This is a genomic window from Exiguobacterium sp. UBA3491 (assembly GCF_002377745.1).
Lineage (GTDB): Bacteria > Bacillota > Bacilli > Exiguobacteriales > Exiguobacteriaceae > Exiguobacterium_A.
In genome coordinates this window covers 21394-41491 of the sequence record NZ_DFQK01000025.1, presented here as the reverse complement: position 1 = coordinate 41491, position 20098 = coordinate 21394, and the positions used below count along the sequence as shown (strand labels likewise).

Annotated in this window: 18 protein-coding genes; 7 read left to right on the top strand and 11 right to left on the bottom strand. The window is 47.6% G+C overall.

Annotated elements, in window-relative coordinates; all coding sequences use genetic code 11:
* On the top strand, nt 1–512 hold a 512-nt coding region (locus B4F99_RS09480; RefSeq protein WP_290757287.1), incomplete at its 5' end, for an IS3 family transposase.
* 54 nt (nt 513–566) lie between these two features.
* Here the strand turns inward: B4F99_RS09480 and B4F99_RS09475 are convergent.
* Both B4F99_RS09475 and B4F99_RS09470 read right to left on the bottom strand, forming a co-directional pair.
* Nucleotides 567–1412: a metallophosphoesterase gene (locus B4F99_RS09475; protein WP_290757283.1), complete on the bottom strand. Its 846-nt coding sequence runs from the start codon at nt 1410–1412 to the stop codon at nt 567–569.
* 90 nt (nt 1413–1502) lie between these two features.
* Nucleotides 1503–3059 (bottom strand): BCCT family transporter, encoded by a 1557-nt coding sequence (locus B4F99_RS09470; RefSeq protein WP_290757280.1) that lies wholly within the window; start codon nt 3057–3059, stop codon nt 1503–1505.
* A 378-nt stretch (nt 3060–3437) separates the two neighbouring features.
* On the opposite strand from B4F99_RS09470, the gene B4F99_RS09465 reads away from it, so the two are divergent.
* From B4F99_RS09465 to B4F99_RS09445, 5 genes are all read left to right on the top strand, one after another.
* The gene (locus B4F99_RS09465; RefSeq protein WP_290757277.1) at nt 3438–4109 is read left to right on the top strand and encodes an NAD(P)H-dependent oxidoreductase; all 672 of its coding nucleotides are present in this window, start codon (nt 3438–3440) and stop codon (nt 4107–4109) included.
* A 144-nt stretch (nt 4110–4253) separates the two neighbouring features.
* Nucleotides 4254–5096: a polyamine aminopropyltransferase gene (gene speE / locus B4F99_RS09460; RefSeq protein ID WP_023466799.1), complete on the top strand. Its 843-nt coding sequence runs from the start codon at nt 4254–4256 to the stop codon at nt 5094–5096.
* A 115-nt stretch (nt 5097–5211) separates the two neighbouring features.
* The gene (gene speB, locus B4F99_RS09455; protein ID WP_023466800.1) at nt 5212–6084 is read left to right on the top strand and encodes an agmatinase; all 873 of its coding nucleotides are present in this window, start codon (nt 5212–5214) and stop codon (nt 6082–6084) included.
* 464 nt (nt 6085–6548) lie between these two features.
* A complete protein-coding gene (locus B4F99_RS09450; protein ID WP_023466804.1) occupies nt 6549–7337 on the top strand; it encodes a DUF4397 domain-containing protein in 789 nt (262 codons plus the stop codon).
* Nucleotides 7309–7917: a class F sortase gene (locus B4F99_RS09445; RefSeq protein WP_215148479.1), complete on the top strand. Its 609-nt coding sequence runs from the start codon at nt 7309–7311 to the stop codon at nt 7915–7917. The genes B4F99_RS09450 and B4F99_RS09445 overlap by 29 nt, the downstream gene beginning before the upstream one ends.
* 56 nt (nt 7918–7973) lie before the next feature.
* On the opposite strand, the gene B4F99_RS09440 is transcribed toward B4F99_RS09445, so the two are convergent.
* The 9 genes from B4F99_RS09440 to B4F99_RS09400 form a co-directional block, all read right to left on the bottom strand.
* Nucleotides 7974–9275: a globin-coupled sensor protein gene (locus B4F99_RS09440; RefSeq protein WP_029343217.1), complete on the bottom strand. Its 1302-nt coding sequence runs from the start codon at nt 9273–9275 to the stop codon at nt 7974–7976.
* 171 nt (nt 9276–9446) lie between these two features.
* Nucleotides 9447–9671 (bottom strand): hypothetical protein, encoded by a 225-nt coding sequence (locus tag B4F99_RS09435; protein WP_023466807.1) that lies wholly within the window; start codon nt 9669–9671, stop codon nt 9447–9449.
* Between the two features lie 86 nt (nt 9672–9757).
* Nucleotides 9758–9964 carry a cation transporter gene (locus tag B4F99_RS09430; protein ID WP_035399161.1) on the bottom strand — a complete coding sequence of 69 codons (207 nt, stop codon included), beginning with the start codon at nt 9962–9964 and terminating at the stop codon, nt 9758–9760.
* Nucleotides 9961–12090 (bottom strand): heavy metal translocating P-type ATPase, encoded by a 2130-nt coding sequence (locus B4F99_RS09425; RefSeq protein ID WP_290757266.1) that lies wholly within the window; start codon nt 12088–12090, stop codon nt 9961–9963. Before B4F99_RS09425 ends, B4F99_RS09430 begins: the two co-directional genes overlap by 4 nt.
* Before the next feature lie 13 nt (nt 12091–12103).
* Nucleotides 12104–12400 (bottom strand): metal-sensitive transcriptional regulator, encoded by a 297-nt coding sequence (locus tag B4F99_RS09420; RefSeq protein ID WP_214748366.1) that lies wholly within the window; start codon nt 12398–12400, stop codon nt 12104–12106.
* A gap of 118 nt (nt 12401–12518) precedes the next feature.
* Nucleotides 12519–14054, bottom strand: a complete 1536-nt coding sequence (locus B4F99_RS09415; protein ID WP_214856200.1) for a DHA2 family efflux MFS transporter permease subunit — start codon at nt 14052–14054, stop codon at nt 12519–12521.
* Nucleotides 14055–14313: 259 nt separating this feature from the next.
* On the bottom strand, nt 14314–14640 hold the full coding sequence (ytxJ, locus tag B4F99_RS09410; protein WP_035411320.1) for a bacillithiol system redox-active protein YtxJ: 327 nt from the start codon (nt 14638–14640) through the stop codon (nt 14314–14316).
* Nucleotides 14641–14646: 6 nt separating this feature from the next.
* A complete protein-coding gene (locus B4F99_RS09405; RefSeq protein ID WP_290757261.1) occupies nt 14647–16275 on the bottom strand; it encodes an acetolactate synthase large subunit in 1629 nt (542 codons plus the stop codon).
* Nucleotides 16272–17708, bottom strand: a complete 1437-nt coding sequence (locus tag B4F99_RS09400; protein ID WP_290757258.1) for an NAD-dependent succinate-semialdehyde dehydrogenase — start codon at nt 17706–17708, stop codon at nt 16272–16274. The genes B4F99_RS09405 and B4F99_RS09400 overlap by 4 nt, the downstream gene beginning before the upstream one ends.
* Nucleotides 17709–18057: 349 nt before the next feature.
* Between B4F99_RS09400 and B4F99_RS09395 the strand changes: the two genes are divergently transcribed.
* Entirely contained in the window at nt 18058–19758 is a 1701-nt protein-coding gene (locus B4F99_RS09395) for a glycoside hydrolase family 13 protein (RefSeq protein ID WP_290757255.1), read from the top strand.
* Nucleotides 19759–20098 lie beyond the last annotated feature (340 nt).

Genomic DNA, 20098 nt, shown 5'->3' with positions numbered 1-20098 from the left:
AACGTGACTTCAAGGCAACCGGTCTGAACCAGAAATGGGTGACTGACGTCACTGAATTTCACCTATTCGGGGAGAAGCTCTACCTCTCGCCGATGATGGACTTGGGAAACCGTGAAATCATTGCCTATACCCTATCGGACCGCCCTACATACCGATTCGTTGGCGAAATGTTGGACCAGGCAATCGCGAAGCTCGACGGAGAGGCGCGCCCAATCCTTCATTCCGATCAGGGGTGGCATTATCAGTATCGAGCGTTCACTGGTACGCTCCACGAACATGGCATCACGCAAAGCATGTCCCGTAAGGGCAACTGTCTCGACAACGCAGCCATCGAAAGCTTCTTCGCCGTGCTCAAGTCAGAGCTCCTGTATCTCAAGGAGTTTGATGACATGGATCACTTCAAATATGAGCTTGAGCGTTACATCGAGTACTATAACCATCGTCGTATCAAGAGACGACTAAAAAACCTGAGCCCGGTGGAATACCGGACTCAGGTCCTCAAGGTCGCCTGACAAATTATTTATTGTCTAACTTTTTTGGTTCAGTTCACGGCACACGTTCTTTTTTCATGGTCGTTTCAGCGTCAGGACGACGAGTTCTGGATGATTGAACAGACGAAACGGAAACAGGCTGTTCCCGAGACCACGACTGACGATCAGTTCAGTCTGCTGTTCCTGATAGCGGCCTGCCGTCACGGTTGGAAAGAATCCTTGACCAGGCGCATACAGACCTTCCGTAAAAGGTAAGCGGATCTGTCCGCCGTGGGCGTGACCAGATAAGACGAGATCAACGGAACGCTCTGCATACAAGGATTTATATTCCGGACGATGCGCAAGCAGGAGCTGGAACGCATCAGGCGATACGTCTTGCAGTGCTTGATTGAGACTTTGACGAATCCCATCCGGTTCTGATAGTCCTTCGCGCCAACGTGTCGTCGTCGGATCATCGATACCCAGTAACGAAATCGATTGTCCTTTATACTCGATGACACGCGTTTCATTCCGAAGAACGGTGACACCGAGCTGCTCAAGTTTCGGTAAAATCGTTAAATTTCGTCGGACTTCATGATTCCCGGTGACGAAGTAGACAGGGTATCGATCGACGAGCGCTTTCATAAGTGTAAGGGCAGCTTCTTCTCCGTTTCGCCTCGAGTCAATCAAATCGCCAGTCATGACAACGAGATCCGGCTTTTCGCGATCAATTTTCTTCAGTAGTCGTTTTTGTTCATTCCCGAACGCCTTGCCATGTAAATCTGCGATCTGCACGACGCGATATCCGTTAAACGCTTCCGGTAAACGGCTGGACGCCACCGTCACCTGTGAGACATCGATGATGTTGTTTTCACGATATAAAAACCAGCTTCCTAAGGCGAGGACGCTGAGGGATACTAGCCAGCGTGTATGTTTTCGCATAAGCCACCTCATTTCTTTCTACTTCGCATAATTCAGGATAACAAAAAAGACCTCCTTCCGTATGCGACGGAAGGAGGAAATCAAAATGATTTAGGCATCTTGTTTTAAATCGGTGACTTCTTTTTGCGCATCGGGTTCATCCGATAAGTCCTTGAACAAAGCGATGACCATCATTCCGACGACGAAGATGAACGGGAAGGCGGCTAGAACAGCTGCTGCCTGTAGGGCACTCAATCCTCCGGCATAAAGTAAGACAGCGGCGATTGAAGACTGGATGACACCCCAAGCAAGCTTGATGCGTAAGCTTGGCATCAGGCTACCGCCAGACGATAGCATACCGAGAACGTACGTCGCGGAGTCAGCCGAAGTGATGAAGAACGTCGTGATCAAGAAGACGGCGACGATACTGAGGAACGTACCTAAGCCACCGAATGTCTCAAACAATGCGAACATTCCAGTTTCGACCCCTTTATCGTTGACCGTCGAGATCAGATCGACATTTTGGAACAATTCGTTCCAAATCGCTGATCCACCGAAGACAGAGAACCAAAGGAGACCAAAGATCGTTGGAACGAGCATGATGCCGATGACGAACTCACGAATCGTCCGTCCTTTCGAGACACGGGCGATGAACGTACCGACGAATGGTGACCAGGAAATCCACCATGCCCAGTAGAAGATCGTCCAATCGTTGATCCAGCCGCGTTCGTCTGGATTAAAGGCAGATGCCCGGAAACTCATGACCGGTAAGTTTTGCAAATAAGCACCTGTTGTTTGCACGAAAAGGTCCATGATGAAACTGAACGGTCCGAGAAACAGGACGCCAATCATCAACAGAACGGCGAGGACGATGTTGGCGTTACTGAGACGAACGATTCCTTTATCGAGTCCTGATGCCGCACTCATCATGTAAAGGACAGACACAATGACAATGATGATCATTTGTGTCAGGAAGGAGTTAGGAATACTACTCGTTAGGAAGTTCAGTCCACCCGAGATTTGTTGTGCACCGAGACCGAGCGACGTCGCGACACCAAATGCCGTTGCGACGATAGCGAGTACTTCGACGGTACCTTTACCGGCAGAAGCATACCGAGGCTTCATCAGTGAAGCGACCGTGTCACCAATCGTAGCAGGACGTCCTTTTCGGAATGTCGAGTAAGCGATCGCAAGCGCGACGATCGCGTATAATGCCCAAGGATGTAATCCCCAGTGGAAGAATGAATAGCGCATCGCGAGGCGTGCTGCTTCCGTTGGATCATCTGTTGCGAATGGCGGTGTATGGAAGTGCGTCAATGGCTCTGAGACACCCCAGAAGACAAGACCGATTCCCATACCAGCACTGAAGAGCATCGCAAACCAAGAAATGAGACCGTATTCAGGACGCTCCGAATCCTTACCGAGTCGGATTGAACCGAAGCGGGAAAAGATTAAAAAGATAGCAATGATTAAAAAAGCACTCATGCCGAGAAGATAAAGCCAGCCAAATCCGTTAGAGACAAAGGATTGTGCTTGAGCTGTGACATTTCCGAGACTAGCTGCACCGATTAGGGATTCCGGTAAGATTCCCCATATGGTAAAGAGCACACAGAAAATGACGGATACCATAAAGACTTTTGTGATCTTACTTTTTCGATTATTTTCCATCGTGTTCCACACCTTCTTTCGAATTTTACATAGTTGTTCTGTATCAAATGATGGCAACGACATTATCATTACCCTATCGTTCCGATAACAAAACCTAATCACGCAGGGTACTACCGTAACAAACATTTGTGTGGAAAAGCAAATTGACCGGGAAATGAGAATAAAGAAATCAATGTTTTTCATGGAAGGGTAAGCAAAAAAGATTGCAATCAAACGTTTTTAAAATAATGTGGAAATAAAGAAAAAGAAAACGTTAATACTATTATTTCCCGTTTTGTCTTAAAACTAACGTAAAGCTTGATGTGAGCAAATCAGAGGCGGTCTAAAATCAGATTTGATATAACAAAAGCAGTCATCATTTTGAAGGAGGCATTTCTCATGGAAAAACAACAACAAAAACAAACAATTCTTGAAGCATTTCAATCTCGTCATGCAACAAAGGCATTTAATGGTCAAATGATCCCAGAAGATGATTTCCGGTTCATTTTAGAAACGGCGCGTCTGTCACCGAGCTCGTTCGGATATGAGCCATGGAACATGCTCGTTATTCAAAATCCAGAAATTCGAGAAGCCTTAAAAGAAATTTCTTGGGGCGCACAAGGACAATTGCCGACAGCGAGTCACTTCGTCTTGTTCCTCGCCCGCACCAGAGAACAAATGCAGGCAGATGGTCCGCATGTCAAGCAGATGATGGATTTCCTTGGTTTATCCGAAGAAGCGAAAGCTGGACGGACGAAGCGTTACGGTCTGTTTTTAGAGGAGGATTTCGCGATTGGTGATAACCCGAAAGCGATGGAAGACTGGGCAGCTAAACAAGCCTATATCGCACTTGGGAACATGATGTCGACGGCAGCACAAATCGGTGTCGATTCATGCCCGATCGAAGGATTCGACCAGCAAGCTGTCGAGCAATTACTCGTCGATCGTGGACTGCTTGATCGTTCTGTTTTCACGGTGCCGGTCATGGTCGCATTCGGTTACCGGGCAGACGAACCCAAACGTGAGAAGCAACGTCGTCCGCTTGATGAAATCGTGACGTTCGTCGAGTAAAGACGAAAGACAAAAATTTTCGAATTATATAGAAGTTTCTTTCGAAATTCGGTATACTCGCATTTGTATGATTAAGAAGCGCCGTAAACGCCACTCGCATACGAACAACTTTTGTCTTGATGAAAGAAAGGGGTTCTATCGCAAATGGAACAAAAATTAAAGTTATGGTTCACGGAACACCAAACGGAAGATTACGGTATCACATTCCGTGTCAACCACGTTTATGAGAGCGAACAAACGGAGTTTCAACGCCTAGAGATGGTTGAAACGGACGAGTTCGGTACGATGTTGTTACTTGACGGAATGGTCATGACGACAGATAAGGACGAGTTCGTTTACCACGAGATGGTCGCGCACGTCCCATTGTTCACACACCCGAATCCAAAATCGGTTCTGGTCGTTGGTGGAGGAGACGGCGGAGTCATCCGTGAAGTCTTGAAACACCCATCCGTCGAAAAAGCTGTTTTGGTTGAAATCGACGGAAAAGTCATCGAGTATTCGAAAAAATACCTCCCGAACATCGCAGGTGGATTGGACGATGCACGCGTCGAAGTCATCGTTGGGGATGGATTCATGCATATCGCAGAAGCAGAAAACGAGTATGATGTCATCATGGTCGATTCGACAGAACCCGTTGGTCCAGCGGTCAACTTGTTCACGAAAGGCTTCTACTCTGGTATCTCAAAAGCATTAAAAGAAGACGGTATTTTCGTCGCACAATCGGATAACCCATGGTTCACACCAGACTTGATCCGTGATGTTCAACGCGACGTCAAAGAAATCTTCCCGATCACGAAGCTCTATATCGCTAACGTTCCGACATACCCAAGTGGTCTTTGGACGTTTACGATCGGATCAAAAAAACACGATCCGCTTGCTGTCGCACCAGAGCGTTTCCACGAGATCGATACGAAATATTACACGCCTGAGCTTCACACGGCAGCTTTCGCGCTACCGAAGTTCGTTAAAGATTTGACGAACGGCTGAGTTCAGTCACTATAGACACACATGAACAGAGCGGTTTCGATCTTCGAAATCGCTCTGTTGTCAGGTAAACAGGCGTTTGCATCAGCAAACGGCAAATGAACAGGAGGAATGGATCATGCGTTTTGATGAAGCATATTCAGGAAAAGTCTTTATCGCGAGTCAACCGACTCACGAAGATGCAAAAGGAATTTTGTACGGCATGCCGATGGACTGGACGGTCAGTTTCCGTCCGGGTTCACGATTCGGTCCGGCACGTATCCGTGAAGTCTCACTTGGTTTAGAAGAATATAGCCCGTACTTAGATGGTGACATCGCTGACGCAAAATTGTTTGACGCGGGAGATATCCCGTTACCATTCGGGAATGCTCAAAAATCACTTGATATGATTGAAGAATACGTCGATTCGTTACTGACAGCAGGCAAGTTCCCGCTCGGTATGGGTGGCGAACATTTAGTCACATGGCCCGTCGTCAAAGCGTTCGATAAACACTATGATGATTTTGTCGTACTTCACTTTGATGCGCATACGGACTTACGAGACGAATATGAAGGAGAGCCATTGTCGCACTCGACGCCACTCAAGAAGATCGCGAACTTGATCGGACCAGAGAACTGCTATTCATTCGGAATTCGTTCAGGTATGAAAGAAGAGTTCGAATGGGCGAAGACATCAGGTTACAACCTCTTCAAATACGAGATCGTCGAGCCGCTTCGTCAAGTCCTTCCGACACTTGCCGGTAAAAAGGTCTACGTTACGATCGACATCGATGTTCTTGATCCGTCAGCAGCACCAGGGACAGGGACACAAGAAATCGGTGGGGTGACGACGAAGGAACTACTCGAAGTCGTTCACATGATTGCGCGAGCAGACGTCGACGTCATCGGAGCTGATTTGGTAGAAGTATGCCCAGCATATGATCAATCGGATATGACAGCGATCGCAGCAGCGAAAGTATTACGCGAAATGATGATTGGATTCATTAAATAAATAGACAAAAGAGACCAGACGTGACGTCGGTCTCTTTTGTTTTGTTCAGAAGAAGTACTGAATGACCCCGAATGCACCGAATCCGATGATCAGACTGACAGATGTCCATTGGACGACGCGTAGAACGAATGTCGCAATCTGGTGTTTAAGCAGGTGTATGATCTTTGCCAGGATGCTTCACCAGGTGGCAGAACTAAGAAAAATACCGATTAGAAACAAAACGGCATCCTGTCCGCTCGTCATCGTCAACTCAAAGCGTGCAAACAATGCCAGGAACAGCGTGATTGTCATCGGATTCAAGAACGTCAATGTGTTTTCAACACAAGTTCATAGCACACTGAAATCTTTACACATTTACGGCAGTGTCTTAAGTTTAAGATGTCACCACGAAGGAAATGTTCTGAAGTGTAAGAACATTGGTTTGAGAGCGATTTACATTTGACAATCAGAAAGGTGGAAAAAAGATGAAGAAACTCTTATCGTTTGTGACCGCTACGTTACTGTTTGCACTATTCGTGCTACCAGTAGGCGCAGCAGATGACGCAATGGTTCGTGTCATTCATGCTTCACCAGATGCTCCGGCAGTCGATATCGCGGTCGATGGCAAAAAAGCGGTATCAGGAGCAAAATTCAAAGATGTCACAGATTACCTCACACTACCAGCTGGCGAACATAAAGTAGAAGTATTCGCTGCAGGAACTACGAAAGATCCTGTGCTCTCTCAAACACTCAACGTAGAAGCTGGTAAATTCTATTCGGTCGCAGCAATCGGCAAACTAGCTGATATCAAACTCGCGGTCATGGAAGACAACGGTAAAGGCGAAGATGGAAAATCAATGGTTCGTGTCGCACACTTTGCACCAGATGCGCCAGCTGTTGATGTCGCACCAAAAGGTGGAGACCCACTCTTCAGTAACCTTGAATTCTCGAAAGTCTCTGACTACGGTACACTCGATGCAGGTACGTATGACCTTGAAGTCCGTCCTGCAGGCGCAACGGATGTCGTCAAAGCACTGGATGGCGTCAAACTCGACAGTGGCAAAAACTATACAGCACTCGCAATCGGCTTACTTGAAGGCGAACCAGCATTTGAAGTCCTCTTGATCCCAGATGGTGGTGAAATGGCATCAATGCCAGAAACAGGACTTGGTGGTTCATCTGATACGGCTTCTGCTACACCATGGGCAGTCGCAGCAGCAGCTGCCTTGTTAGTAGGAACAGCGTATGTCGTCCGTCGTAAACAAAACGCTTAAGAGTAGTCTTCTTCTCTTACTCGTATTAGCCGGATGTCAATCGGGATCACCTCCAGATGCTACAAAGCCGGAAAAACCAAAACAAACCGAAACAACGACGTCTTCTTCGTCCACTCCATCTGAAAAAGTGGACGAAGAGACGTTCATACCAACGCGTATTACAATTCCGACGCTCGATGTGAAAGCGAACATCGAAGTCGTCGGGAAAGATAAACAAGGTCGGATGGATGTTCCGAAACAGACCGATCAGGTCGCTTGGTATAAGTACGGAGCAAAAGCCGGACAAACCGGAAATGTCGTACTAGCAGGACATCTAGATGATCAAGAAGGTCCCGCTGTATTTTATGATTTAGCCAAGATGAAAAAAGGGCAACGGATTGAAGTGACGGGAAAAGCAGGACAACAGGTATCGTACGTGGTGACGAACGTCATGTCCTATCCTGTCGATGAAGCACCTGTCGGATCAATCTTCGGTGCGACCGTCATGAATAAACTGACGCTCATTTCATGTATAGGTACGTTTTCAGAATCAAAAGGATACGATCAGCGTCTTGTCGTCACAGCAGAACAAGACGAGTAAAGTAAAATAGGCAATTCTTATTTCGGTTAAAACCGAGTATAAGAATTGCCTATTTTTTAATGTGTTTCGGAAGCAGCGACAAGATCCGTCGTCAATGTCGTCAAGCCTTGTGTCGTCTTACTGAGACCTTGGATCGTCTCGACGATTTGTCCGAGGTTTTCTTTGTTGCGTCCAAACAAAGTGAGGGAATTCTCCATTTCACTCTTAACGGTTTGAATTCCTTGTTTAACTTGTTGCAACTCTTGCTGAGATGCGGTGTTGGCACGTGTGATGTCTTCCATCTGAGAAACGAGTTGTGTGATATTACCATTGTTCTTTTGAATCAGACCATTGATACTGCTACTCAACGATTTCGCATTCTCGGCAAGGTTTCGAACTTCGGTCGCGACGACAGCAAATCCTTTACCGTGTTCACCGGCACGTGCTGCTTCAATCGAAGCATTCAACGCGAGTAAGTTCGTCTGATTGGCGATTGCTTCGATGCTTTGCGTCATCTGGACGATGTCATCCGACGTCGTCTTCAATTCATGGATGCTTTCAAGCGAAGTACCGACTTGTTGTGTTGATTGAGCGAATTGTTGCTCCATCTGTTGCATCTGTCGTTCGTTGGCAATCGTCATTTGGACGAGTTGCTGACTCGTCTGCTCTGTCTGAGCTGTTTCTGCTAATACTTGTGAGGCACGACGGCTGGTCTCAATGATGGCATGATCCGTGTGCTCGACGGAACTTGCAACTTCTTGACTGACACGAACGACGTCTGTCAAAAGTTGACGACGTGACTCGTTCGCTGCGGTCACTTCATGAAGACGAGAATCGACATACTGGCTCGTCACGATTTGAGCATCTAAGTTCATCGCATGTGTCAAGGCGAGTACTGCTGTCGTCAGTTGCGCTGGGTCATGCTGATAATGTTCAACGATTTTTGGAATCAACAACGTCTGAAACGCAGCATACGAAGCGATGAACCAAGTGACGGGAACGAAGTTATGTTTATGCGTCTGTCCCATCCGTGTCCGCATCGCGAGGAACGACTCGTCCATGTTTCCTGTCAGTAGACTCGTGAAATAGTCGGCGAAAACTTTCTTCAGTCGTTCGCGTGTCGATGATTGTTTCGCGATCGTTGCCATCTCTGGATTCAATAATAGATGGTCAAGCACTTGCTCGAGGACTTCATCTAAGATGCCTTGAACGACAGGTGCCATCGATTTGAGTGTCTGTAGCTGTTCTTCTGTATATCCCATGTATACGAGACGGGATGTGAGATCAGGATCTGCCGTCTTTGTGATGAGACGGGAATCAGGAAAGCCGATGGTAGCTTGATAAGCCGAAGTAGTCTTACTTTTAAAAGGGTTACGCACGTAGTTGCCTCCAATACTCAAGATGTGAATAAAATGATGTCTGTTTCTTATCGGTTCATCTTGACGAAGCGATACTGATTTTCGAAAAAAAGACGAGAATATTGAAAAACATTGACCGGAAACAAAAAAACTCATGGCAAGTGCCATGAGGAGAATAGAAAAAGAACAGGATTAGACCGGTTGATCTTCCTGAAATGCTTTTTTAGCGTCCACGATCGAGCGCATTCGTTGAACGCAAGCTTGAACGAATTGAATGTCAATGGAGGTGAAACGGGTGACAGGTCCACGAGCTGACTCGGCACTGAATGTGAAGGTTCCGAGATTCCAAAGTTCGATTTTAAATCGTTTTCCTTTGTTGTCGTCGAAGTGTTCTACGAATTCGATTTTCGGTACCATACGAACCCCTCCTTACTCCGTACATTCCCGCTTTTCAAAAAATAAAAAAGCCAAACTGCGTGTTAGAAGCAGTTTGGCATGAAAATTTAAGCAGTCGGTACATCGTAGCCGATTTCTTCGATCGCATCGACGAGACGTTCACGAGGAACATCCTCGTGCTGGACTGTAACCTGGTTTTGTTCGAGTGAGACAGTTGCCTGTTGTACACCTTCGACTTCAGATAGAGCTGATTCGACACTTGCTTTACAGTGATTGCATGTCATACCGATAACAGATAATGTTGTTTCTTTCATGATGATGTTCCTCCTTCAGATAGTGGGGTACGTTTTAATCGTAACGCATTCGTCACGACAGAAACAGAGCTGAATGCCATCGCGGCACCCGCAAGCCATGGGGCAAGTAGACCGAGAAAGGCGACCGGAATGCCAATCGTATTGTAGCCAAGTGCGAAGACGAGATTTTGACGAATGTTTTTCATCGTCTGCTCACTCAGCTCGATCGCAAGTAAGACTTGTTTTAAGTCGTGTCCAAGTAGCGTCACGTCGGCTGCTTCAAGGGCAACGTCCGTTCCACTACCGAGCGCGATGCCGACATCCGCCGTTACAAGAGCAGGGGCATCATTGATACCGTCTCCGACCATCGCGACACGTTTCGTCTGTTGAAGTGAATGAATGACATCTGCCTTTTCAATCGGCAAAACGTCAGCAAAGACGAACGCTGGATCCAGTCCCAGTTCTGTTGCTAAATGATCGGCGACTTCCCGGCGATCACCGGTCAAGAGATATACTTCTTTTGTCTGGCGCAAACGCTGGATCGTTTCTTTCGCTGAATCTTTTAGCGCGTCACGGATGGCGTATCCGGCCGCGACTTCTCCATCGACAGCGACGTATACGAGAGTCGCTCCAGGTGATGTCCAGTCAGGAAGGGCGATGTTTCGTTCCTGCATCATTCGCGCCGATCCGACGATCAAATCATGTCCCATGATTTGTCCCGTGATCCCACGTCCTGATTCGACGTGGAACCGTTCGATATCAAAGACGACATCCCGTTCTGCTGTGATGGCGCGAGCAAGAGGGTGTTCCGATTGCCGTTCAAGCGCGGCAGCGAAATCGAGCGCTGTCTCCGTACCGAACGTCTCGACGACGACAGGGCGACCGACTGTCAGTGTTCCGGTCTTATCAAAGACGATAGCATCGACATGTTGGAGATTTTCGAGTTGAGCGCCTCCTTTAAAGAGAATACCTCGTTCTGCCCCTTTTCCGGTTCCGACCATGATCGAAGTCGGTGTCGCAAGTCCGAGTGCACATGGACAAGCGATGACGAGCACCGCGATGGCAGGACGAATCGCTTCCGCAAAGGAACCGGTGATCATCCACCAAGCGGCTAACGTCAGAAGCGCGATGGCGACGACAATCGGCACGAACACACCAGAAATCCGATCGGCTTGGCGCTGGATCGGCGCTTTTTCCGTCTGTGCTTGCTCAACGACGCGAATGATCTGTGCGAGAACCGTTGCTTGCCCGATCTTTGTCGCCTCGATTTGTAAGGAACCGTTCGTATTCAGCGTACCACCAATGACGGATGCGCCAACAGTCTTATGAACAGGAACGGATTCACCGGTCAACATCGACTCATCGAGATACGCATCACCTGCGCGAACAATACCGTCTGTCGGAATTTTATTTCCGGGTTTTACGAGTAACACCATCCCGGCTTGGATCGCCTCAATTGAAACGATCCGTTCCTGCCCATCTTCCAAAACGATGGCTTCTTTCGCTTGTAAGGAAAGCAGACTTTTAATCGCTCCTGTCGTCTGTTGTTTCGCACGGTCTTCGAGAACCTTCCCAAGCAAGACGAGTGTAATCAGAATCGCACTTGTCTCAAAGTAGAGGTGTGGCATATCAGAGACGAACAGCATTTCAGCAACGGAATAGAAGTAGGCTGCCGATGTCCCGAGCGCGACAAGGACATCCATGTTAGCACTCCCGCTCCGTAAGCTTTTATAAGCCCCGCTATAAAAGGGTGCACCGATGATGAATTGAACCGGTGTCGCTAAAGCAAATTGTAGCCATGGATTCATCAAGAATGGAAGATGAAATGGACTATTCGGAATATGTGTCAGCATGCTCGCGAGCAAAGGGAGCGAAAGAACGGCTGCGATGACGAAGCGATACAGCATCCGACGATTCGATTTTGTTGCGTGTGGTGCTTGTTTGACCGTGGCCTCGTAGCCGATTTTGCGAATTTTTTCGATAATCGCTTGATCATCATAGGCATCAGAAATCGAGACACGAGCCGTCTCGAGTGGTAAGTTGACCGTTGCTTCGACGCCGTCCATCCGGTTCAGGACTTTTTCAATCCGAGCGGAACAGGCGGCACATGTCATGCCTTCAATATCAAACTCAATCGTTTTTGACATCAGAAAACCCTCCTTACTTTTTCAGACGGGCAATGACTGCCATCAACTCATCGACGTAAGCATCTGTGCTGTCTTGACGAGTTGCGACTTCATGCATGCACATTTTGACGTGACGTTCGATGATTTGCAGTTCGACCTGCCGCAAAGCTGCTTGAATCGATGCGGTTTGCGTCAAAATGTCGATGCAATACCGGTCTTCAGAAACCATGTTGGCAATGCCGCGGACTTGTCCTTCGATACGCTTTAATCGTTTCATCAAGGCATCTTGTTCTTCGTTCGTTCGTGGAACGACGGGATGATCATGTGCCATAGTCGTGCCTCCTTTAGTGATCTTTTTGTTATCTTTACTCTAACACATAGGTATGGGGGGTACAAGTATATAGCTCGAACAATAAAAAAGCAGTCGCGAGAGGCGACTGCTTTTGCACTTATTGATTGGAGACTTGCGGTTTGACGATCGTTTCGTTCAATGAGCGTTGATCGCTAATGATGTCTTCAGCTTGTGTCGCCCGTTTAATGAAGAAGGCGAGGACGAATGCTAGACCAGCAATGAACGTCGAGATGAAGAACGCATAGTTGATTCCGTCAAGCGTCGCTTGCATCGTAATCTGCTGTTTTAAAGCAGCAGCTGCTTCAGCTGTCGGTTGACTTGTCATGTTCTTCGCCGCTTCGGTCGCGAGCTCTGTGCCACGAGTCTTCGCATGCGTTGACATGATCGTTACGAGCAAGGCCGTTCCGATTGCACCAGATACTTGTTGCAACGTATTGTTCATCGCTGTGCCGTGTGGATAGTAGCGTGTTGGTAACTGATTCAAACCGTTCGTTGAGACCGGCATCATGACCATTGACATCCCGAACATCCGTAACGAATACAGGATGATCAGATGCGTATACGTCGTATCCATCTCAAGTTGACTGAAGTAATAACTCGTGACGACTGTGATGAACAAACCAGTCAATGCAAGAGGACGACCACCGATTTTGTCAAACAGCTTCCCGTTGATCGGTGACATGACGGCCATTAAGATGGCACCCGGTAACAGCATGAGACCCGCATCAAGTGGTGAAATACCGCGAATCGTCTGGACATAGATCGGAAGCAATAACATGCCCGAGAACATCGCCATCGTGACGACCATCGAGATCGCAGAAGACAAGGCGAACATCGGGTAACGATAAATCTTGAAGTTGAGCATCGGACGTTCCATATGCAGCTGACGATGAATGAATGTCACGAGTGCGATGACCCCGACGATCAGTGCTCCATAGACGTGGAAACTATCCCAACCTTTAGAGCCAGCAGAACTGAATCCGTACAATAAGCCACCGAAACCAAGTGACGAAAGTGCAACGGAAGTCAGATCGATCTGAGCGGCAGACCGTTCCTTGACGTCACGAAGTAAGAAGAAACCAGCAACGAGAACGATTAAGGCGATTGGTGTGATGAAGTGGAACAGCATCCGCCAATCATAGTGCTCGATGATCCAACCGGATAACGTTGGTCCGATCGCTGGAGCCCCCATCATAATCAATCCGAAGAAGCCCATCGCAGTCCCGCGTTTTTCAATCGGGAAACTGACGAGCATGACGTTCATCAGTAGCGGCATCATGATAGCAGAACCCGACGCTTGAATCATCCGTCCTGCGAGCAGCACAGGGAAGACGTCTGCGAATCCGGCAAGAATCGTTCCGGTCGAGAAGAGGGTCATCGCAAATAAGAACAAGCGACGAACCGAATACTTTTGAATCAAGAAAGCAGATGTCGGAATCAAGACACCATTGACGAGCATGAAACCAGTCGACAGCCATTGAGCAGTAGCTGGTTCGATCGCTAGATCCTTCATGATTGAAGGAAGGGCGATGTTGAGCAAGGTATTATTTAAGAAAGCAATGAATGCCCCGATCATCAAAACGGCGAGGATGCCGTAAGGAGCGCGAGCTGTGTGAGTTGCACTTTGTTGCATGAATATCCTCCTAACTAAACGGACGGTACAGATTTATATACGGTCGTTCTATCTGTAGTTTATCTTAATCCGATTTAGTTCGAATTACAAACAATAATAGCTAAGAAAGATAATTTTATTTTTTATGTAGTTTTGAAAGCGTTTTTCTGAATGAGGAAAATGATTCGTAGGAAATAAAAAAGCGCAATCCTTCTCATTAGAGGAAAATTGCGCTGTGTCTTCAGTTTGAAACAGCCAGAAGCTTGTTTCATAGTTAGCGTTACTGAACGTTCGTTTCGAGTGCATCCTTTGTAATGTCGTAGTGAGATGCTGTCCAGACAGATTTGCCGTCCTGAATGAAAAGAACTTGTGGCGACTCATGTCGGACATTATAGTGTTCAGCGATGTGATTCGATAAGGTCCGAGCTTCTTGGACGAAGAGATATGCTGTCGGAACAGATGTTTCATCCGCGAACTTCGTATACTCTGAGAATCCTGCGGCACTGATCGGACATGTCGTACTGTGTTTGCAAATCACGAACGCGCTATGCTCGGACGCAAATTGATCAAAATCAGAAATAGATTGCAGTTTACGTGGTTGTGTCATAATATATCACCCTCCATACGTCCGGAGACGTTCACTTAACTTTAGATTTTCCCGGTAATCGACCGGACAGTCAATCAATACGGGTCCATCGCTCGCGAAAGCTTGATCAAGACAATGGGCAAGCGAACCGTGTTCACCGACGCGAAGTCCAAGCGCACCGAAAGCATGAGCCAGTTGAACGAGATCCGGATTATCAAAGGTGATGTACGATGATTTTCCATATGCTTGTTGTTGTTTCCATTCGATGAGGCCATATGTCCCGTCTCGCCAAATTAATACGACAAGTGGCAGCTTCAAACGAACGGCGGTCTCGAGGTCCTGACCGTTCATAAGAAAAGCTCCGTCTCCGGCGGCGCAGACGATACGTCGGTCGGGGTAGAGAAGTTTGGCTGCAAGTGCACTCGATAAACCATAGCCCATTGAAGCAAACCCATTCGAAATGAACAATTGATCTGGATGTGTCGTTTGATAATGGCGAGCGAGCCAGACTTTATGTGCTCCGACATCCGAGAAAACCATTCCGGCTTCACCAACCGTCCGCTCGAGCTCACGAACGATGCTTTGAGGATGTAAAGGGAGCGCGAGGGAATATGTTTCTTGAATCTCTTGGCGCAACTTATCGCGATTCCGTTGCCAACCGTTCCAGGAACGCTTTGGAAGCAGAGTCGTCAAAACGGTCAATACATCTGAAAGATTGCCGACTAGATTTGAAACGACTGGATAGTAGGCATCGATTTCATGAGGGTTCGTATCCAGATGAACGACCGGCGTCTTTTTCGGATTCCATTTTTCCGGGGGCAGTTCCGTGATGTCATAACCAATCGTAATGATTAAATCACTCGCATCAAGAATTCGTTGGTTGTAATCAACATCCGGCAAACCGATCGTATGCGCGGCAAGCGGATGTTGTGAGGAGATGGAGCCTTTTCCCATCATTGTCTCGACGACCGGAGCATCGAGCTGTTCGACGAATGCCCGAAACGCCTCAAGTGCGTGTTGACGGTGAATCCCGAAACCGGCAATGATAACAGGACGTTGCGATCGCTCGATCAATCGTAAAGCGTCCGGATCATCAATCGTCAACGGATGAAGATATGTCGGAGCACTGTCGTTTTTGACAGGAGTCACAGGTTGATCTCGTTCTTGTTTTGCGACGTCTTCCGGGAAAGAGATATGCGTCGCTCCCGGCTTTTCGCTCTGTGCCGTCGCAAAGGCACGACGGACGATTTCCGGAATCACTTCTGGTGTCAGAACGGACGTACTTGACTTCGTGACCGGACGATATAGATCAACGAGATCAAACATTTGATGCGACGCTTTATGTTGCCGTGATAGTGCTCCTTGTCCTGTGATGGCAACGACAGGAGAATGGTCCATCGTTGCACTCGCAATTCCCGTCATCATGTTAGTCGCACCAGGACCAAGCGTCGATAAGCAGACACCCGGTCGTCCACTCAGGCGACCGAACATCGCTGCCATGAACGCAGCGTTCGTTTCGTGACGCGTCGTGATGAACGTGATCGACGAACGACTAAGTGATTCGAGCAATGTGATGTTCTCTTCACCGGGAACACCGAAGATATGCGTGACTCCCTCTGCCTCTAAACATTGGACGAACCAATCCGCCGCGTTCATGCTAGTCCACCGATTGAGATGTATTTTGTCTCGAGATACGCTTCGAGTCCTTCACTACCGCCTTCGCGTCCAAGACCGGATTGTTTCATTCCACCAAATGGTGCTTGTGCCGCAGAAGGAACCCCATCATTCCAGCCGACGATTCCATAATCAAGCCCTTCGATCGCACGAATGGCACGCGCGTAATCCTTCGTAAAGACGTATGAAGCGAGACCGAATGGTGTCTGGTTAGCGTAACGAACCGCTTCTTCATCAGAGCTGACACGCTGGACGGGAGCGACAGGTCCGAACGTCTCCTCGTTCATGATCAACATGCCGGGTTTTACGTCAGCGAGCACGGTTGCTTCATAATAATAGACATCGTTCTCCTCGTCCGTTGTTCCTGTTCCACCGGTGACGACACGAGCACCGGCTGAAGTAGCGTCATCGACATGTTTTTTAACTTTATCGTAACCCGCTTTATTAATCATTGGACCGATCTTTGTTTCGGCATCCAGACCGTTCCCGGTTTTCAATTTTGCCGTCTCCTGACCGAGTTTTTCAACGAACGCGTCATAAATCGAATCAGATACATAGATCCGGTTTCCGCAGACACACGTCTGTCCGCCGTTTCGGAATTTCGACTTGATCGTCTCCACAACAGCTAAATCGAGATCGCAATCATCAAAGACAAGAATCGGTGCATGCCCGCCGAGTTCAAGCGACATCGCTTTGATCGTCTCTGCTCCTTGAGCCATCAGTGTCCGTCCGACTTCGGTCGAACCAGTGAAGGTAATCTTATCGACATGCGGATGTGTCGCGAGTGATTCACCGAGTGCTTTCCCGCTACCTGTAACGGCATTGACGACGCCTTCTGGAATCCCGACTTCCTGACAAAGTTCAAGTAAACGAAGTGCTGTTAATGGAGTCGCGGTGGGTGGTTTGATGACGAACGTACATCCGGCAACGAGAGCCGGAGCCAATTTTCGGGTAATCATGGCTGCTGGGAAATTCCATGGTGTGATCGCGGCGACGACACCAACCGGTTGTTTGATGACTTGAAGTCTTTTAGAAGCATCGTGTGTCGGTATGACACGTCCGTATGCCCGTTTTCCTTCCTCTGCGAACCATTTGACGAAGTTTGCCGCATACTGGACTTCACCTTCTGATTCAGCCAGCGGTTTCCCCATCTCAAGCGTCATTAACCGGGCGAGTTCATCTTTTTTCTCGATCATTTTGGCATAGAGTTTTTCCAAGAGTTCAGCGCGTTCATATACTGTCCGCTTCGACCATTCTGGAAAAGCCTTCCGTGCTGCTTCGACAGCATCATTGACGTCTGATTTTGTTCCGTTTGGTACGCTACCGACGACTTCTCCGGTTGCTGGATTCGTGACATCTGTCCGTTCTCGTCCGTGATCCAGCCATTGTCCACCAATAAAGAATTGTCCCTTCATCTTGAAAATCCCCCTTTTTTACGTGCATTGGTTAGGGTATACCCGAACGAATAAAAAAAGATTCATTTTGGAAAGGAAAGGTTATGCAAAAAGGTAGAAATTGACCGATAAACAGTGTAGGATGATTCAGTAAATGTAATGTAAATTCAACTGAAATATTCGATGTAAACGAAGAGTGATCCCCATTGATGTGAAATGGTGAAATCATCCTCGAGACATTGACTTTAAAAGTGGATTTGATAAGATAAAAGTAAAGGGTTTGCGCAACCGATTGCGCAAGACAAAATGAAGGACGAACAAATATACCTAACTCCTACTAATGACTCACCTACGAGAGGATTTCTAACACATGACACAAATGATACCGCGCCCTGAGACGGCCCAACAAACAATTACACGAGCTTGGTGGAAAGAAGCAGTAGCATACCAAATCTATCCACGCAGCTTTTATGACGCAAATAACGATGGAATCGGCGATATTCCGGGTATCATCGCAAAACTGGATTACTTGAAGGATCTTGGCGTCGACGTTTTATGGATTTGTCCGATGTTCAAGTCACCGAACGATGATAACGGATATGATATCAGTGACTATGAAGACATTATGGATGAGTTCGGAACAATGGCAGACTTCGATCTCTTAATGGAAGAAGCGCATAAACGAGACATCAAAGTGTTACTTGATCTCGTCGTCAACCACACATCTGATGAACATCCATGGTTCCTTGAATCGCGTTCGTCAAAAGACAACGAGAAACGCGATTGGTACATCTGGAAAGATGCGATCAATGGAGGAGAACCGAACAACTGGGAAAGTATCTTCGGTGGATCAGCATGGGAATATGACGAGAAGACGGAGCAATACTTCCTGCACGTCTTCTCCCGTCGTCAGCCAGACTTGAACTGGCAAAACCGCGATATGCGTCAAGCGGTCTATACAATGATCAACTGGTGGCTCGATAAAGGCATCGATGGTTTCCGAATCGATGCGATCAGTCACATCAACAAGGATCAATCCTTCGCCGATCTCCCGAACCCGCTCGGTATGCCGTATGTCCCTTCATTCGATATGCATATGAACGTCGAAGGTATCCATGCGTATCTTGAAGAGCTAAAGGATGAGACATTCTCGAAATACGACATCATGACTGTCGGAGAAGCAAACGGCGTCTCGCCGGAAGAAGCAGATCTATGGGTCGGAGAAGAGAACGGCAAGATGAACATGGTATTCCAGTTCGAACACATGGATCTCTGGCGTGCCGACGCGGAAAAAGGCGTCGACGTCGTCAAACTGAAACAAGTGCTGACGAAGTGGCAAAAAGGACTTGAAGCGACCGGTTGGAATGCGTTGTACCTCGAAAACCACGATAAGGTTCGTTCGGTCTCCCTTTGGGGTGACGAGGAACAGTACTGGAAAGAGAGCGCGAAGTCGCTTGCGATGATGTATTTCTTCATGCAAGGCACACCGTTCATCTATCAAGGTCAGGAAATCGGGATGACGAACGTTCAGTTTCCGGACATCTCGGATTATGATGACGTCGCGACGAAAAACATGTATGAGATGCAACTCGCTTCTGGGAAGACACATGAGGAAATCATGGAAGTCATCTGGAACTCGTCCCGCGATAACTCACGCACACCGATGCAATGGACGAACGAGCAAAATGGTGGCTTCTCGAATCAATCCCCATGGTTCGGTGTTAACCCGAACTACGCGGATATCAATGTCGCGTCACAAGAACAAGACGAAGACTCGATTTTGAACTTCTATAAACGAATGATTCAAATCCGTAAGATGGAAGAGACATTGATTTATGGTGCGTACGATCTCATCTTACCGGAAGATACGAAAGTCTATGCCTATACACGGACGCTTGGTGACGAACAGTTCTTGATCGTTACGAACTTAAAAGGCGAAACAGCAGAAATCGATACGGATATCATCTTGCATTCGGATAATATGTTGCTTGGCAACTATGCGACGATGCACCACGAAGGAACAGAACTGGAACTTCGTCCATTCGAAGCTCGTCTGTACCGTGTTCGCTAATATGTTTTGAACGGATTCGAAGTACATCGAATCTGTTTGAGACTGAAGATAAGTGCAATTGTTCTCTAACGAGAAGGATTGCGCTTTTTTTTGTTCGTCTCGCATCGTTTTCCTGGGACAAGCATCGCGCCGCTTCGCTTCGCTGCAGGGTCGCTCTTGCTTGTTTTTCCCTAGGAAGCGATGTCGAGTGAACAAAACGCTTTTCTGATTCTCCTTCCGGGTATAAAGAAAATGACACGTTACACGCCACTCCTACAGGAAAAAGCGCAATTTTGCGCTGTCAGAGACAAACAAGACCCGTTTTCCTGCTCGAATGGAGCGGGAAAACTGGCTTGTGTCT

Excerpts from the sequence above, each read along its gene's own strand:
- B4F99_RS09475 (WP_290757283.1), bottom strand. The coding sequence starts at position 1,412 with ATGCGAAAACATACACGCTGGCTAGTATCCCTCAGCGTCCTCGCCTTA.
- B4F99_RS09470 (WP_290757280.1), bottom strand. The coding sequence starts at position 3,059 with ATGGAAAATAATCGAAAAAGTAAGATCACAAAAGTCTTTATGGTATCC.
- B4F99_RS09465 (WP_290757277.1), top strand. The coding sequence starts at position 3,438 with ATGGAAAAACAACAACAAAAACAAACAATTCTTGAAGCATTTCAATCT.
- speE (WP_023466799.1), top strand. The coding sequence starts at position 4,254 with ATGGAACAAAAATTAAAGTTATGGTTCACGGAACACCAAACGGAAGAT.
- speB (WP_023466800.1), top strand. The coding sequence starts at position 5,212 with ATGCGTTTTGATGAAGCATATTCAGGAAAAGTCTTTATCGCGAGTCAA.
- B4F99_RS09450 (WP_023466804.1), top strand. The coding sequence starts at position 6,549 with ATGAAGAAACTCTTATCGTTTGTGACCGCTACGTTACTGTTTGCACTA.
- B4F99_RS09445 (WP_215148479.1), top strand. The coding sequence starts at position 7,309 with ATGTCGTCCGTCGTAAACAAAACGCTTAAGAGTAGTCTTCTTCTCTTA.
- B4F99_RS09435 (WP_023466807.1), bottom strand. The coding sequence starts at position 9,671 with ATGGTACCGAAAATCGAATTCGTAGAACACTTCGACGACAACAAAGGA.
- B4F99_RS09430 (WP_035399161.1), bottom strand. The coding sequence starts at position 9,964 with ATGAAAGAAACAACATTATCTGTTATCGGTATGACATGCAATCACTGT.
- B4F99_RS09425 (WP_290757266.1), bottom strand. The coding sequence starts at position 12,090 with ATGTCAAAAACGATTGAGTTTGATATTGAAGGCATGACATGTGCCGCC.
- B4F99_RS09420 (WP_214748366.1), bottom strand. The coding sequence starts at position 12,400 with ATGGCACATGATCATCCCGTCGTTCCACGAACGAACGAAGAACAAGAT.
- B4F99_RS09415 (WP_214856200.1), bottom strand. The coding sequence starts at position 14,054 with ATGCAACAAAGTGCAACTCACACAGCTCGCGCTCCTTACGGCATCCTC.
- ytxJ (WP_035411320.1), bottom strand. The coding sequence starts at position 14,640 with ATGACACAACCACGTAAACTGCAATCTATTTCTGATTTTGATCAATTT.
- B4F99_RS09405 (WP_290757261.1), bottom strand. The coding sequence starts at position 16,275 with ATGAACGCGGCGGATTGGTTCGTCCAATGTTTAGAGGCAGAGGGAGTC.
- B4F99_RS09400 (WP_290757258.1), bottom strand. The coding sequence starts at position 17,708 with ATGAAGGGACAATTCTTTATTGGTGGACAATGGCTGGATCACGGACGA.
- B4F99_RS09395 (WP_290757255.1), top strand. The coding sequence starts at position 18,058 with ATGACACAAATGATACCGCGCCCTGAGACGGCCCAACAAACAATTACA.